General features: G+C 31.2%; 13 protein-coding genes. 12 read left to right on the top strand and 1 reads right to left on the bottom strand.

The genetic code is table 11. The annotated features are described in order from the left end of the window. The first annotated feature begins 102 nt into the window (after positions 1 to 102). The 3 genes from CM240_RS10630 to dapF all read left to right on the top strand — a co-directional run bounded on the left by CM240_RS10630 (position 103) and on the right by dapF (position 3352). The gene (locus tag CM240_RS10630) at positions 103 to 387 is read left to right on the top strand and encodes a hypothetical protein (RefSeq protein ID WP_044039023.1); all 285 of its coding nucleotides are present in this window, start codon (positions 103 to 105) and stop codon (positions 385 to 387) included. Between the two features lie 170 nt (positions 388 to 557). Beyond that, entirely contained in the window at positions 558 to 2336 is a 1779-nt protein-coding gene (locus tag CM240_RS10625) for a M3 family oligoendopeptidase (protein WP_044039022.1), read from the top strand. A gap of 56 nt (positions 2337 to 2392) precedes the next feature. Then, complete coding sequence (dapF, locus tag CM240_RS10620; RefSeq protein WP_044039021.1) at positions 2393 to 3352, top strand: diaminopimelate epimerase; 960 nt, start codon at positions 2393 to 2395, stop codon at positions 3350 to 3352. Positions 3353 to 3884: 532 nt separating this feature from the next. On the opposite strand, the gene CM240_RS10615 is transcribed toward dapF, so the two are convergent. Then, complete coding sequence (locus tag CM240_RS10615) at positions 3885 to 4730, bottom strand: DegV family protein (protein WP_051483810.1); 846 nt, start codon at positions 4728 to 4730, stop codon at positions 3885 to 3887. Between the two features lie 280 nt (positions 4731 to 5010). Between CM240_RS10615 and CM240_RS10610 the strand changes: the two genes are divergently transcribed. The 9 genes from CM240_RS10610 (at position 5011) to purH (ending at position 15493) form a co-directional block, all read left to right on the top strand. Then, positions 5011 to 8772 carry a phosphoribosylformylglycinamidine synthase gene (locus CM240_RS10610; protein WP_044039020.1) on the top strand — a complete coding sequence of 1254 codons (3762 nt, stop codon included), beginning with the start codon at positions 5011 to 5013 and terminating at the stop codon, positions 8770 to 8772. A 244-nt stretch (positions 8773 to 9016) separates the two neighbouring features. Continuing rightward, complete coding sequence (locus tag CM240_RS10605; protein WP_044039019.1) at positions 9017 to 9385, top strand: four helix bundle protein; 369 nt, start codon at positions 9017 to 9019, stop codon at positions 9383 to 9385. A gap of 53 nt (positions 9386 to 9438) precedes the next feature. Next, positions 9439 to 9918 (top strand): 5-(carboxyamino)imidazole ribonucleotide mutase, encoded by a 480-nt coding sequence (gene purE, locus CM240_RS10600; protein ID WP_044039018.1) that lies wholly within the window; start codon positions 9439 to 9441, stop codon positions 9916 to 9918. Beyond that, positions 9918 to 10631: a phosphoribosylaminoimidazolesuccinocarboxamide synthase gene (purC, locus tag CM240_RS10595; protein WP_044039017.1), complete on the top strand. Its 714-nt coding sequence runs from the start codon at positions 9918 to 9920 to the stop codon at positions 10629 to 10631. The genes purE and purC overlap by 1 nt, the downstream gene beginning before the upstream one ends. A 1-nt stretch (position 10632) precedes the next feature. After that, positions 10633 to 12039 (top strand): amidophosphoribosyltransferase, encoded by a 1407-nt coding sequence (gene purF, locus CM240_RS10590; protein ID WP_044039016.1) that lies wholly within the window; start codon positions 10633 to 10635, stop codon positions 12037 to 12039. Between the two features lie 24 nt (positions 12040 to 12063). Then, positions 12064 to 13068 carry a phosphoribosylformylglycinamidine cyclo-ligase gene (gene purM / locus CM240_RS10585; protein ID WP_044039015.1) on the top strand — a complete coding sequence of 335 codons (1005 nt, stop codon included), beginning with the start codon at positions 12064 to 12066 and terminating at the stop codon, positions 13066 to 13068. Next, the gene (gene purN, locus CM240_RS10580; RefSeq protein WP_044039014.1) at positions 13056 to 13673 is read left to right on the top strand and encodes a phosphoribosylglycinamide formyltransferase; all 618 of its coding nucleotides are present in this window, start codon (positions 13056 to 13058) and stop codon (positions 13671 to 13673) included. Before purM ends, purN begins: the two co-directional genes overlap by 13 nt. A gap of 4 nt (positions 13674 to 13677) precedes the next feature. Beyond that, a complete protein-coding gene (locus CM240_RS10575) occupies positions 13678 to 13911 on the top strand; it encodes a four helix bundle protein (protein WP_051483809.1) in 234 nt (77 codons plus the stop codon). 88 nt (positions 13912 to 13999) lie between these two features. After that, entirely contained in the window at positions 14000 to 15493 is a 1494-nt protein-coding gene (gene purH, locus CM240_RS10570) for a bifunctional phosphoribosylaminoimidazolecarboxamide formyltransferase/IMP cyclohydrolase (protein WP_044039013.1), read from the top strand. Positions 15494 to 15514 lie beyond the last annotated feature (21 nt).

Below are 15514 nucleotides of genomic sequence, written 5' to 3'. Positions count from 1 at the left end.
AGAAAGTTAAAATTAAGAGGAATTAGTTCACAAGAATTTATTCAAAATACTACCATATATGTATAAATAAAGGTAGAATATAATATAAAGGAGTGGAGTGAAATGAAAATAGAAATGTTTGATTTTGGTAAGTTAATGTTATTTATAGTATTAACTATATATTTCGGTTATAGGTTCAAAAAAGAAAGATTGGTATCAGATTTAATTTTGTCATTGATATTTCTATTAGGGGTAACAGCAGCTAAATTCATATTTCCAGAATATAGAACGGTTTTTCAAAGTAATATAATATATATTGTAGTTAATAACACTATATTAGTAATTGTAGTAGCATTAATAATTTATTATGGATATGTTAAGATAAAAAGCAGAAAGAATATGGGTTAAAAAAACAGAAACTTTTATGTTTCTGCTTTTTTAATATTATATTTAGGACAGTATAGTAAAGTAAAAGTAAATAGGCAACTATAATATTGATATGTAAATTAGCTAAGGTTTACTTTGTATTGTATTAGTCTATAATAGATATATAAATAGATTGTTTGGAGGATATAAATATGGAGGGAAAATGGAGTTTAAAAGAAATATATAATGGATTTGATGATGATAAATTTAAAGAAGATATAAATAAAGGGAAAACAATAATAGAAGAATTTAAGGTATTAGCTAATAGTTCTGAAACATTAAATGATAGGGAATTGTTAGAAAAATATATTAAGTTAACATTAAAGTGTAATGATGTTATAGGAAAAGCATATGAGTTTTGTAATTTAACTTATGCAGTGGATACAAAAGACATTAATGCTCAAAGATATATGGATGTTTTAGAAAATCAATTATCGAGCATTACTGAATATGATTCAAAGATAAAACTACAGGTAGGAAAAGTTAAAAATCTCGAGGCATTAGTAAAAGAAAGTGAAATTATTAAAGAACATAAATTTTTTATAGAAGAAATAATAAATGATGTAAAATACATACTATCACCTGAAGTTGAAAATGTTATTGCAAAAATGAAAAATACAGGTTCAGTGGCTTGGGCAAAACTTAGAGATGGAGAAACTTCTGTAGTAAAGGTTAAAGTAAATAAGAACGGAAAAGAAGAAGAAATACCTCTTACAGTAGCGAGAAATTTAGCTTATGATAAAAGTGAAGAAATTAGAAAAAAAGCTTATGAAGCTGAACTTCAAGCATATAAATCTATTGATGAATCTGTAGCGGCAGCATTAAATGGAATAAAAGGTGAAGTTATAACTGTAACAAGTCTTAGGGGATATGAATCTCCGCTTCAAGAAGCATTATTTTCATCAAGAATGAGTGAAAAAACATTAGATGCGCTTATATCTGCTATAGAAGAGTATTATCCTGTTTTTAGAAAATACTTAAAACGTAAAGGTGAGATTTTAGGACATAAAAATGGACTTCCTTTTTATGATTTATTTGCACCTATAGGAGAATTAACTAGGGAAATTCCTTTTGAGGAAGGAAAAAAGATTGTTTTAGATAATTTTTATAATTTCTCAACAAAGCTAGGTGATTTTGCAAAAAATGCTATGGAGAATCAGTGGATAGACGTTTATCCAAGAGATGGAAAGGTAGGAGGAGCATTCTGTTCTACTATAACATCTATAAAAGAAAGTAGAGTAATGTTAAATTACGGTGGGAATTTTACTGACGTAGTAACAATGGCCCATGAATTAGGTCATGGATACCATGGCTCAGTATTAAAAGATGAGACAGCTATAAATAATGAATATCCAATGCCATTGGCAGAAACAGCATCTACTTTTTGTGAGACGCTTTTAAAAACGAATATGATTAATACACTTCCAAAGGAAGAGGCATTAACAGTATTAGAAGGTGAAATTAGTGATGCTACACAAGTAATTCTTGATATAATGAGTAGGTTTATATTTGAAAAAGAAGTATTTGAGAAAAGAAAAGAGGCGGCTTTATCTGTGGAAGAATTGTGCAACATTATGATAGAGGCACAAAAAGCTACATATGGTGATGGACTAGATGAAAATTATCTTCATCCATATATGTGGATTTGTAAGCCACATTATTATGATGGAGACTATAATTTTTATAATTATCCTTATGCTTTTGGACAATTATTTGCAAAAGGACTTTATAAATTATATGAAGAAAAAGGTGAAGAGTTTATAGAAGAATATGATAAACTTTTAAAATCTACAGGTAAGATGAATATAGTAGATGTAGGGAAAACTATAGGAATAGATTTTGAAGATAAAAGTTTCTGGATAACTTCATTGAAGGCTATGGAAAAAGATATAGATAAATTCTTAGAGTTAACAGAGGATCTTATTAAGTAGATTTATATAACATATTATGTTAAAATTGAATAACTTTATTGGATAGGAGGGGTAAAATGAATTTTGATATTATAAAGTGTCATGGTGCATGTAATGACTTTGCACTTATTGATGAAATAAATAATAATTATAATTTTACTGAAGAGGATAGAAGAAAACTAGCTATTTTACTTTGTGACAGAAATGGTGCTGTTGGTGGCGATGGTATTGTATTCATGAGCAAAAGTCAAAACTGTGATGGTAAGATGAGAATATTTAATGCTGATGGTACAGAACCAGAAATGTGTGGAAATGTTCTAAGAAATGTTGGAAGATTTGTTATGGAAAACTTCAAAAAAGATGAAGTTACTATAGAAACAATGAAAGCTAATTATAAAGTTAGAAAGGTAAAGGATATTTTTAATGGAGTATATACTGATGAGATAGAACTTAAAGCTATTTCATTTAATCCAACTGATTTACCATTAATATCTGAAAAGGACAAAGTAATATTTCAACCTATACCAGAATTATCAGTTAAAGAAAAATTTACAGCAATAGCATGTCCAAATCCACACTTAGTAGTATTAACTGATGAAATTAAAGCAGATGAAATAGAAGAAGTAGGTATAAAAGCTAACTCTACAAAATCAGTATTACCACAAGGCTCTAACGTAAATTATTTAAAAGTATTAGATGAAAATACGGTATATGTAAAAACATATGAAAGAGGAGTAGGATTTACAAAAGCTTGTGGTACAGGAATGACGGCCTCTATAGTTGCTTGTACTATAGCACACCCTGAAATGAAAAATAAACCTATAAAAATATATAATGATGGTGGAATGATCATTAATACTGTAGTAGAAAATGAAGAAGAACTAAAAGTAATAATGGTAGGAAATGCAACATTTGTTTATACAGCTACAGTAAAATATGAAGATAATACTATATCAGTATCAAATAAAAAAGAATTTGTAGAAGAAAATGAAAGCTACGATAAATTTTTAGAGTTTACTAACGCTGTTGAGAAATAGATAAAAAAATATGATTTTAAGATATTAGTGCATTGAAAGGGACTATCGCATTGACAAATAAAAATTTGTGAGCGATAGTTCCTTTTATTATGGCACAGGTCAGAAGGCACAGGGCATAGGTAAGGTAAAAATTCCTATTTAGGAGGAATTTTATTATAGTCCTGTGGACAGCTAGTGTATTTTATGGGAGAGATACAGTTTTACCACTACTTAACTAGAACAGGTACTAATATAAACTTAACTCTCTATATATAATCCCATGCAAATATATATTCAAAGCTTCATGAAAGTGCAACTTTCATGAGCCTTCTGCATTTGCTTGTATATCAACTATAATCTAAATAAGAAACATAGTCTAACTTATAATATTTAGCTCAACACTCACAATCTAAGAAATTCCGCAGGAATTTCATCTATACTTGTGCTTTGTGCCATCATACTTGTGCCATGCATCTGTGCCCTGCTTTTGCGTTATTAAACTTACTCCAAGGGCTTTGTTTTTAGCTAGATAAAATTACTTTCTCTAGAAAGTCTAATTCTTTTCTTGGATAAATACTGCTAATGCTCCTTCACCTATGTGACATCCAACGGCTATTCCAACTTCTGATGTTATTATTTCAACATCAGGGAATTGTTCTTTAAGTGTTTCAAGTATTAAGTTACAGTGAGAAGTATTATTTGCATGAGCAATAATTATAGAATATTCTTTATTTATATTTGAAGTATTAATAGTTTTACAAATATTTTTTATAAGGGATTTCATACCACGAACTTTGGATACTGCTTCTAGATGGCCATCTTTTAAAGTTAATAGTGGTTTAATGTCTAAAAGGGTGCTAATAGTTGCTAGAGATTTAGGAATTCTTCCACCTCGTTTTAGCATTTCTATTGAATCAACGCCGATAATAGACTTTTGATTATTTATCAATTTATTTGAGTATTCTAATAACTCTTCTATATTTTTAGCTTTATTAATATACTTAGCTAACTCTACTACAATAAGTCCTTGTCCAACTGTAGCTGATAAAGAATCTATTATAAATATATCATCGCTTTCTAGATTGTTTTTAGCTATATGCGCAGAATTGTAAGTTCCACTTAAGTAAGAAGATACAGTTACGCAAATAACTTTATTACCTTTATTTAATTCATTAGAAAAAACCTCTTCAAATTCAGATGGAGATATTTGAGAAGTTTTAGGAAAAATATTTTTTTCTCTGATTATTTTATAAAACTCTTCATTAGAGATATCAATTTTATCTCTATATAAAGTTCCATCTATATCAATTTTAATTGGTAAAGAAATAATATTGTATTCATTTAAAATAGAAAAATTTAAGTCAGATATAGAATCTGTTATTATAGTAACATTATTCATAAGTCTTCCTCCAATAAGTTGTTTGAGTCATATTATATATAAAAATATTTTGATAGTCAAAGTATTTTTGTGATTTGACAGTAGTTAGCAAATTATTTTGCAAATTGATACCATAATAAGGCTAAAAATGGTATAATGGAAATGATGTGAAATTTACAGTTAATATTTTCAGAAAAACCCTTTAAATATATATAAAGTTATATTATAATTGAATTAACGAAGTATATATACGCGTCAATGGGGAATGTTCGTATATATACGTATGAAAGGGGAAAAATAAATGTCTTATATACGTACTGTGTATGTTGAAAAAAAGGAAGGATTCAATTCTGAAAATGAGCATTTATTAAAAGATTTCAAGATAAATCTTAATCTTGCAAATCTAGAAAAAGTTAGAATGGTTAACAGATATGACTTAGCAGGACTTTCAGATGATGCTTATTATAGGGCTAAGAAATTAATATTATCAGAAGTCAATGTTGATAATGTATATGATGAAGAGTTTCCATTAAATGAAGGGGAAAATTATTTTCTTGTACAATACCTACCAGGTCAATTCGATCAAAGAGCAGATTCAGCTCGCCAATGTATTCAAATTATCACTGAGGATGATAGTTGTGAAATTACTTCTTCAAAGGTTGTAATTTTAAAAGGAAGATTATCTATAGATGAAATAGAAAAAGTTAAAAACTATTTTATTAACTCAGTAGATTCTAGAGAAATTTCAATAGAAAAACCAGAAACATTAATGCCAAAGGTAGAAAAGCCAAGTGCAGTTAAAATAGTAGATGGATTTATAGATTTAGATAGAAGTGGCTTAGAAAATTTCTTAAATGAAAATGGACTAGCTATGACAATAGATGACTTAGCTTTCTGTCAACAGTACTTTAGAGATACAGAAAAAAGAAATCCAACTATAACAGAAATTAAAGTTATAGATACTTATTGGTCAGATCATTGTAGACATACTACTTTTGAAACAATAATTGATGAGGTTTCTTTTGAAGAAGGGAAGTATGCAAGTTTAGTTAAAGCTTCATATGAAAATTATTTAGCAGGAAGAGAATTTGCATACAAAGATAGAAAGAAAAAGAATATTTGTTTAATGGATCTTGCAACTATAGCTGTTAGGGAACTTAAGAAAAAAGGTGTATTAACAGATTTAGATGAAAGTGAAGAAATTAATGCTTGTTCAATAAATGTTAAAGTTGATGTAGATGGAAAAGATGAAGATTATTTATTAATGTTTAAAAATGAAACACATAACCATCCAACAGAAATTGAACCATTTGGTGGAGCAGCTACTTGTATTGGTGGAGCTATAAGAGATCCACTTTCAGGAAGAACATATGTATACCAAGCAATGAGAGTTTCAGGAGCAGCAGATCCAACAGTACCTGTAGAAGAAACTCTTCCAGGTAAGTTACCACAAAGAAAAATAACTCAAGGAGCAGCTCATGGATATTCTTCATATGGTAACCAAATTGGACTTGCAACAGGACAAGTTGCAGAAATATATCATCCAGGTTATGTAGCTAAGAGATTAGAACTTGGAGCGGTTGTTGCAGCAGCACCAAAAGATAATGTAGTTAGAAGAAGACCAGTGCCAGGAGATATCATTGTATTAATCGGTGGTAGAACAGGTAGAGATGGATGTGGTGGAGCAACAGGTTCTTCAAAGGAACACACAGAAACTTCTATTGATACATGTTCATCAGAAGTACAAAAAGGTAATGCACCAACAGAAAGAAAGATACAAAGATTATTTAGAAATCCAGAGGTATCAAGAAAAATTGTTAGATGTAACGACTTCGGAGCAGGGGGAGTATCAGTAGCAATTGGTGAGCTTGCAGATGGGTTAGACATAGATTTAGATTTAGTACCAAAGAAGTACGAAGGATTAGATGGTACAGAGCTTGCTATTTCTGAATCACAAGAAAGAATGGCAGTAGTTATAGAAGAAAAAGATAGAGAAGAATTCTTAAGATTATGTAATGAAGAAAACTTAGAAGCTGTAGTAGTTGCTAAAGTTACAGATGAAAACATAATGAGATTAAAATGGAGAGGCGACACAATTGTAGAGTTAAGTAGAGACTTTTTAAATACAAATGGTGTAACTTCTCATACAAAAGCAAAGGTTCTAGAACCTAAAGAAGAAAATTATTTTGAAACTTCTGTTAATAAGTATCAAGGAAAAGACTTTAAAACTGTAGCTGAAGAAATATTAACAGATTTAAACGTATGTTCTCAAAGAGGTTTAGTTGAAATGTTCGACTCTTCTATTGGAAGTAATACAGTACTTATGCCTTATGGAGGTAAGACACAAGGAACACCACAGGAAGGTATGGTAGGGAAAATTCCAGTTCTTGAAGGAGAGACAAATACAGTTTCATTAATGACTTTTGGCTATAATCCTTATCTTACAACATTCAGTCCATTCCATGGTGGTATGTACTCAGTAATTGAAGCATTAGCTAAGATTACAGCTCTTGGAGGGGACGCTAGTAAAGTAAGACTTTCAATGCAAGAATACTTTGAAAGAATGAATAGTGAAGAAGCATTTGGTAAACCACTAGCAGCATTACTTGGAGCATATGAAGTACAAAGAGCTTTTGAGATACCAGCTATCGGCGGTAAGGACTCAATGTCAGGAACATTTAAAGATTTAAAAGTTCCTCCAACAATAGTAACTTTTGCAGTAGTTGCAGATAAAGTACAAAATATTGTATCTTCTGAATTTAAGAAAGTAGGAAGTAAGTTAGTAGAAATTCTTCATAATAGAAAAGATGGAGATATGCCAAACTTAGAAGAACTTAAAACTAATTTCGCTAAAGTTAAAGAATTAATAAATAAAGGCTTAGTATTATCATCATCATCAGTAAGATTTGGTGGTGTAATAGAAAACTTAGCTAAAGGATCTTTTGGTAATGAAATTGGAGTTAAGATAAATAGCGAATTATCAATAAAAGATTTAGTAGAACCAAGCTATGGATCAATAGTTCTTGAAGTTGAAGAAGATACTATAAAAGAATTAGAAGGAGTTTCATATAGAGTAATTGGTGAAACTACAGAAGAATATTCATTAGTTTACGGTGATGAAAAAATCGATGTTAATGAATTAAGAAAATCATGGGATTCTAAACTTGAATCAGTATTTAGAACAGAAGCAAAAATAGAAGAAACTAAGATAGATATGCCATTATATGAAGCAAAAGAAAAAGTTTCTCCAGTTATTAAAATTGCAAAACCAAAAGTATTTATACCAGTGTTCCCAGGAACAAACTGTGAATACGATACTTCAAGGGAATTCAAGAAAGCAGGAGCAGAAACAGATGTATTTGTATTCAGAAATGGAAATGCTCATGAAGTAGAAGAATCAATTGAAGAAATGGTTAAGAGAATAAATACTTCACAAATGATTATGTTATCAGGTGGATTCTCAGCAGGGGATGAGCCAGATGGATCAGGTAAGTTTATATCAGCAGTATTTAGAAATGAAAAGATAAAAGAAGCTGTTCATGAAATGCTTAAGAATAGAGATGGTTTAATGTTAGGTATCTGTAACGGATTCCAAGCACTTATCAAATTAGGATTAGTTCCATACGGTGAAATAAGAGATTTAGATGAAAACTCACCAACACTTACATTTAATAAGATTGGTAGACACGTTTCAAGAATGGTTACAACTAAAGTTGTTTCAAATAAATCACCTTGGATATCTAATGATGATTTAGGAAAACTTCATAGCATAGCAGTTTCTCACGGAGAAGGAAGATTTGTAGCTAATGATGAAGTTATGAAGAAACTAATAGAAAACGGACAAATAGCAACACAATACGTTAACTTTGAAGGACAAGGAACTTACGATATAGAATTCAATCCAAACGGTTCTGTATGTGCAGTAGAAGGAATAACAAGTCCAGACGGAAGAGTCTTTGGTAAAATGGGACACTCTGAAAGAATCGGAAATGGTGTAGCTAAGAATATTTTAGGTGAGAAAGATCAACAATTATTTAAAAATGGGGTAAATTACTTTAGATAGGGTACAGATGTCATGGCACAGTGCACAGGCAGGGTTGTAATTCCTCCTCCGGTGGAGGAATTACATTGTAGTCCTGCGGACGGCTTTGATTGTTTACAGCTGTGCTGTAAAAGTGCTAAGTGTGTATAGGATATTTGTAATTGTGACACAAGTTGATTTAATATAAGAAGTTTTAAATAATTTATAATTACTGAATAAATGTTCGTATCTTTGGTAATTAATTACTCAGGGGTGTGATACTAAAATGACTAATAGTGTGATAGTTAATAAGTCTTTTAATTTTGCTTTAGATATTATAAGAACATATCACTTTATTAGATGTAAAAAGAGAGAGTTTATATTATCTAAACAATTGCTAAGAGCTGGTACTAGTATTAGGGCCAATGTTCGAGAGGATTTTGGTGGGGAGTTTAGGAAAGATTTTGGTCATAAAATGAATATAGCTTTGAAAGAGGCTAATGAAACTGAGTACTGGATAGAATTATTGATAGCTTCATCATACTTAGAAGATGAAGTAGCTAATGAAATGCTTAATAAATGTAAAGAGTTATGCAAAATATTGAATTCAATTGTAAGGAAGGTGCGAGAAACACAAGAAGTTCAGGACGCATAAATACTTGTGCCCTGTGCCTTGTGCCTTGTGCCATAAAAAACGGAGGTTTTTTTATGAAGGTAGCAATCATATTTGGAAGTAAATCCGATACAGAAGTGATGAGGGGGGCTGCAAATGCTTTAAGAGAATTTGATATTCCATTTGAAGCACATGTATTATCAGCTCATAGAGTACCGGAAAAGTTATCAGAGGTTATAAAAAATTTAGAGGAAACTGGATGTGAAGCAATTATTGCTGGTGCTGGGCTTGCAGCTCATCTTCCAGGTGTAATAGCATCTCAAACAACATTACCTGTAATAGGTGTTCCTATAAAGGGTGCAGTAGAAGGGATGGATGCATTATTCTCAATAGTTCAAATGCCAAAGGGTATTCCAGTTTCTACTGTAGGTATTAACAATTCTTATAATGCTGGTATGATAGCAGCTCAAATTTTAGGAGTTAAGTATCCGGAAATTAAGGACAAGTTAGAAAAGTATAGAAAAGATATGAAAGTTAATTTTATTAGGGATAATGAAGAAGGAGTGGAACTATAATGGAAAAGTTAGAAATGATGTATGAAGGTAAGGCAAAACAAATATTTAGAACTAATGATGATGATAAGGTAATAGTTCATTATAAAGATGATGCTACTGCTTTTAACGGAGAAAAGAAGGGACAAATTGATTCTAAGGGTGAATTGAACAATGCAATAACTTCAATGTTATTTGAGCTTTTAGCAAAGAAGGGTGTTAAAACTCACTTTATTGAAAAATTAAATGAAAGAGATCAACTTTGTAAGAAGGTAACAATAATACCTTTAGAAGTTATAGTAAGAAATGTTGCTGCTGGGTCAATGGCAAAGAGATTAGGTCTTGAAGAGGGAACTGAATTAAAAACTACAGTATTTGAACTTTCTTATAAAAATGATGATTTAGGAGATCCACTAATAAATGATTATCACGCTGTAGCAATTGGCGCTACTACTTTTGAAGAATTAAAAGTAATTTATGATATGACAGCAGTTATAAACGATACACTAAAAGAATTTTTCTTAAAACAAAATATAAATCTTATTGATTTCAAAATAGAGTTTGGTAAGACAGCTGACGGAGAGATTTTACTAGCTGATGAAATTTCACCAGATACATGCAGATTCTGGGATGCTACAACTGGTGAAAAACTTGATAAAGATAGATTTAGAAGAGACATGGGAAATGTTAAAGAAGCTTATGTAGAAATATTAAAGAGAATAAGTGAGGAAATCTAATATGACAATTAGAGAGTGTGATAAGTTCAAAGACGAGTGTGGTGTTTTCGGTATATACTCAAACAAAAAAACAACAATTGCCCATTATGTTTATTATGGATTATATGCACTTCAGCATAGAGGACAAGAAAGTTCAGGAATATGCGTTAATCAAGATGGAAATCTAATTCTTGAAAAAGGTATGGGGATTGTTCCAGATGTATTTGATGATGAAACATTAAATAATATGACCGGTAAAGCAGCTATAGGTCACGTAAGATATTCTACAACAGGTGATACTAGACTTATAAATGCACAACCATTACTTTCAAAATTCAAATTAGGACAAATGGCTATAGCTCATAACGGAAATTTAGTTAACACTGATGTTTTAAGAGAATTATTAGAAGAGTCAGGTTATAATTTCCAAACAACAATTGATACAGAAGTTATTTTAAATATGATAGCACGCAAAGCTTCTAAGGGGATAGAAAAAGCTTTAGTGGATACAGTTCAAGCGGTTAAGGGGTCATACGCTATAGTAATATTAACAGAGGACAAACTTATTGGGGTAAGAGATCCTCATGGAATAAGACCATTATGTATAGGTAAGATAGACGATGGTTATGTATTATCATCTGAAAGCTGTGCTCTTGATGTTATAGGAGCTGAACTTGTTAGAGATGTAGAGCCAGGTGAAATAGTAATTATAGATGATGAAGGATTAAGAAGTATAAAATTAAATGAAAAAGCAATAACTAAGGCTTGTGCTTTTGAATATATTTATTTTGCAAGACCAGATTCTATAATGAATGGAATAAATGTATATGAAGCAAGAGTAAAAGCAGGAGAGCTACTATACAAAGACGCTCCAGCAGATGCAGATTTAGTAATAGGTGTACCAGATTCCGGTATACCATCAGCAGTAGGATATTCAAAAGCTTCAGGAATACCTTATGCAATGGGTATTGTAAAAAATAAATATGTTGCAAGAACATTTATTGCACCAACACAAGAATTAAGAGAAAAGGCAGTATCAATAAAACTTAATGCACTTAGATGTTTAGTTGAAGGAAAGAGAGTAGTTCTTATTGACGATTCTATTGTAAGGGGAACAACTTCTAAGAAGTTAGTAGATATTATGAGAAGAGCTGGCGCAAAAGAAGTTCACTTTAGATCAGCTGCTCCAGCAGTTAAATATCCATGCTATTTTGGTATAGACACTCCATATAGAAGTGAACTTATTGCTGCTCAAAGAAGCTTAGATGAAATTAGTGATTTTATAGGAAGTGATTCTGTAGGATATTTATCAATTCCTTCATTAGTAGAAGCTTTAGGTGGAAAAAATGATTTTTGTTTAGGCTGTTTTGCTGGTGAATATCCAGTATCAGCACCAATGGAAATGAGCAAGGTTCGTTTAGAAGATTAAAATTATGAAAGCGGGGAAACTTAGATGAGTTTATATAAAGAAAGTGGCGTAAATATAGAAGAAGGCTACAAAAGTGTACAACTAATGAGACAATATACAGAAAAAACTTTCATACCAGGAGTTTTAAATGGTCTTGGATCATTTGCAGGAATGTTCGAACTTGGACAAGGATATAAAAATCCAGTTTTAGTTTCAGGAACAGACGGAGTTGGAACAAAGCTTGAAATAGCATTTAAGATGAATACTTATGATACAGTTGGAATAGATTGTACAGCAATGTGTGTAAATGACATACTTTGTCATGGAGCAAAACCAGTAGTATTTTTAGATTATATGGCTTGCGGTAAATTAGAAGCAGAAAAAGCAGCTGACATAGTTAAAGGTGTATCAGAAGGATGTCAACAAGCTGGATGTGCATTAATTGGCGGAGAAACTGCAGAAATGCCTGGTTTCTATAAAGAAGGTGAATATGATATAGCCGGTTTTGCTATTGGTGTTGTAGAGAAAGATGAAATTATTGATGGAAGTAATATAAAGTCTGGTGATGTTCTAATAGGATTAGAATCTTCAGGGATTCACTCAAATGGATATTCATTAGTAAGAAAACTTATTACTGATTTAGATGAAGAGTTTGAGGGAAAGAAAATGGGAGAAGTTTTATTAACTCCTACAAGAATATATGTTAAGCCAGTACTTGATTTATTATCAAAAGTAAATATCAATGGTATGGCTCATATAACTGGTGGTGGATTTATAGAAAATATTCCAAGAATGTTTAAGAATAAAAACCATAGAGCTGTAATAAACAAAAATTCTTATGAAATCCCATCAATATTTAAAGAACTTATGAGACGTGGTGTTAAAGAAGAAGAAATGTATAATACATTTAATATGGGTATAGGATTTGTTATTTGCGTTGCTAGGGAAGATGTAAACAAAATAATGGAAATTTTAGTTGGCCATGGAATAGTTGCCCATGAAATTGGATATGTTGATGAAAATGAAGGGGAAAATATATGCTTAAAATAGCAGTGTTAGTATCTGGTGGTGGAAGTAATCTTCAAACCATTATAGATAGAGTTAGTGATGGTTATTTAGACAAAGTGTCTATAGAATACGTAATTAGTGATACGAAAGGTGCATATGCTTTAGAAAGAGCAAAAAAAGCAGGCATAAGAACTTTAACATATGATAAAAAAGAATATGGAGATTCCTTAAGTGGAAAGATTCTTGAAACATTAAAAGGTAATGTAGATGTAATAGTTTTAGCAGGATTCTTTTCTATTATAAAAAAAGAATTAATAGATGAATTTAGAAATAGAATTATTAATATTCATCCATCTCTTATACCAAGCTTTTGTGGAAAAGGTGCTTACGGAATTCATGTCCACGAAAAAGCTATTGAATATGGTGTAAAGATATCAGGATGTACAGTACATTTTGTAGACGAAGGAACAGATACGGGGGCTATCATTCTTCAAAAATCAGTACCGGTATATGGAGAGGACACTCCAAAACAATTACAAGAAAGAATACTTGTGGAAGAACATAAAGCATTACCTGAAGCACTAAAGTTAATAAGTGAAGGAAAAGTGAGAGTAGAAGGAAGAAAAACCTACATCAGTGCACAGTAGGGCAGTGAACAGTATTGGTGCAAATGTTAGAGAAGCACTTAGGGGAGAGTCTAAAAGGGACTTTGGACATAAAATGAATATAGCATTAAAAGAAGCCGAGGAGACAGAGTACTGGATTGAATTACTTTTGGAATCGGGATATTTAAGTTTAAGTGATACTAAAGGTATACTTCAGGAGTGTAAGGAATTATGCAAAATGTTACATTCTATAGTAAGAAGTGTACGATTTAAAGAATAATTAATAAATAATTGCACAATTGCTAAGGTGTCAGTCACGGTATTAACTGTGCACTGTGCACTGTGCACTGTGCACTGGAGGGTGTAACATGAGAGCTTTAATTAGCGTTTTTTATAAAGATGGAATTTTAGAAATGGCACAATTTCTTGAAAATAGAGGCGTTGAAATAGTATCAACTGGTGGTACTTATAAATACTTAAAAGAAAATGGAGTTAAGGTAATAGATATTACTGAAGTAACTGGGTTCCCAGAGATTTTAGATGGAAGAGTTAAGACATTAAACCCATATATCCATGGTGGTATTTTAGCTATAAGAGATAACAAAGAACACATGGCTAAAATAGCTGAGAAAAATATTACACCAATAGATATAGTTATTGTAAATCTATATCCTTTCTTTGATAAAGTTAATGAAGATTTATCATTTGAAGAAAAGGTTGAGTTTATAGATATCGGTGGACCTACAATGCTTAGAGCAGCAGCTAAGAATTTCCAAGATGTTATCGTAATTTCAGATACTAAAGATTATGATGAAGTTAAGAGACAAATGGAGGCTGGAGAAGTATCATTAGCATTTAAGAAGAAGTTGGCTGGTAAGGTGTTTAACTTAATGAGTGCTTATGATGGTGCTATTGCAAACTTCTTATTAGAAGATGAATACAATGAGTATTACAATATTTCATATAAGAAGTCTATGGATTTAAGATATGGTGAAAATGGACATCAAACTGCAGCTTATTATGTTTCTACAACAGAAAAAGGTGCGATGAAAGATATAGAGCAATTAAATGGGAAGGAACTTTCATATAATAACTTCAAGGATATGGATATAGCTTGGAAGGTAGTTTGTGAATTTGAAGAAACTGCTTGTTGTGCATTAAAGCATAATACTCCATGTGGTGTTGCAGTTTCAGATACAACTTTAGATGCTTACAATAAAGCTTTTGAATGTGATCCAACTTCAATTTTTGGTGGTATTGTTGCTTTTAATAAGGAAGTAGATGCTGTTACAGCAGAAAAACTTGTAGAGATATTCCTTGAAATAGTTATTGCTCCAGGATTTACTGCAGAGGCTCTTGAAGTATTAAAGAAAAAGAAGAATTTAAGAGTTATTAAGTGTGAAACTAAAGCTTGTGATACTCATGAATTAGTTAAAGTTGATGGTGGACTTCTTGTTCAACAATCAGATAGAAAATTAGTTGATGAATACAAGGTTGTAACAGAAAAAGCTCCAACAGAAGCTCAACTTAAAGATATGGAATTTGGAATGAAGGTAGTTAAATATGTTAAGTCTAATGCTATCGTTGTAGTTAAGGATGGTAAGACTTTAGGAATAGGTGGAGGACAAGTTAATAGAATTTGGCCTGCAAAAGATGCTTTAGAGAGAGCAAACACAGAAGGAGCAATTCTTGCTTCAGATGCATTCTTCCCATTTGGAGATATTGTTGATGAATGTGCTAAATATAAAGTAGGTGCAATTGTACAACCAGGTGGATCTGTTAATGATAAATTATCGGTTGAAAATTGTAACAAGTATGGAATACCAATGGTCTTCACAGGAATAAGACACTTCAAACACTAATATAATAAGGAGCGTATTATT

Origin of the sequence: Clostridium bornimense (assembly GCF_000577895.1) — a bacterium.
Taxonomy (GTDB): Bacteria; Bacillota; Clostridia; order Clostridiales; family Clostridiaceae; genus Clostridium_AN; species Clostridium_AN bornimense.
Note: the sequence above shows the minus strand (reverse complement) of the source record. Positions and strands in the feature narration are given on the sequence as shown.

Coding starts and splice junctions, on each gene's coding strand:
- CM240_RS10630 (WP_044039023.1), top strand. CDS start 103: ATGAAAATAGAAATGTTTGATTTTGGTAAGTTAATGTTATTTATAGTA.
- CM240_RS10625 (WP_044039022.1), top strand. CDS start 558: ATGGAGGGAAAATGGAGTTTAAAAGAAATATATAATGGATTTGATGAT.
- dapF (WP_044039021.1), top strand. CDS start 2,393: ATGAATTTTGATATTATAAAGTGTCATGGTGCATGTAATGACTTTGCA.
- CM240_RS10615 (WP_051483810.1), bottom strand. CDS start 4,730: ATGAATAATGTTACTATAATAACAGATTCTATATCTGACTTAAATTTT.
- CM240_RS10610 (WP_044039020.1), top strand. CDS start 5,011: ATGTCTTATATACGTACTGTGTATGTTGAAAAAAAGGAAGGATTCAAT.
- CM240_RS10605 (WP_044039019.1), top strand. CDS start 9,017: ATGACTAATAGTGTGATAGTTAATAAGTCTTTTAATTTTGCTTTAGAT.
- purE (WP_044039018.1), top strand. CDS start 9,439: ATGAAGGTAGCAATCATATTTGGAAGTAAATCCGATACAGAAGTGATG.
- purC (WP_044039017.1), top strand. CDS start 9,918: ATGGAAAAGTTAGAAATGATGTATGAAGGTAAGGCAAAACAAATATTT.
- purF (WP_044039016.1), top strand. CDS start 10,633: ATGACAATTAGAGAGTGTGATAAGTTCAAAGACGAGTGTGGTGTTTTC.
- purM (WP_044039015.1), top strand. CDS start 12,064: ATGAGTTTATATAAAGAAAGTGGCGTAAATATAGAAGAAGGCTACAAA.
- purN (WP_044039014.1), top strand. CDS start 13,056: ATGCTTAAAATAGCAGTGTTAGTATCTGGTGGTGGAAGTAATCTTCAA.
- purH (WP_044039013.1), top strand. CDS start 14,000: ATGAGAGCTTTAATTAGCGTTTTTTATAAAGATGGAATTTTAGAAATG.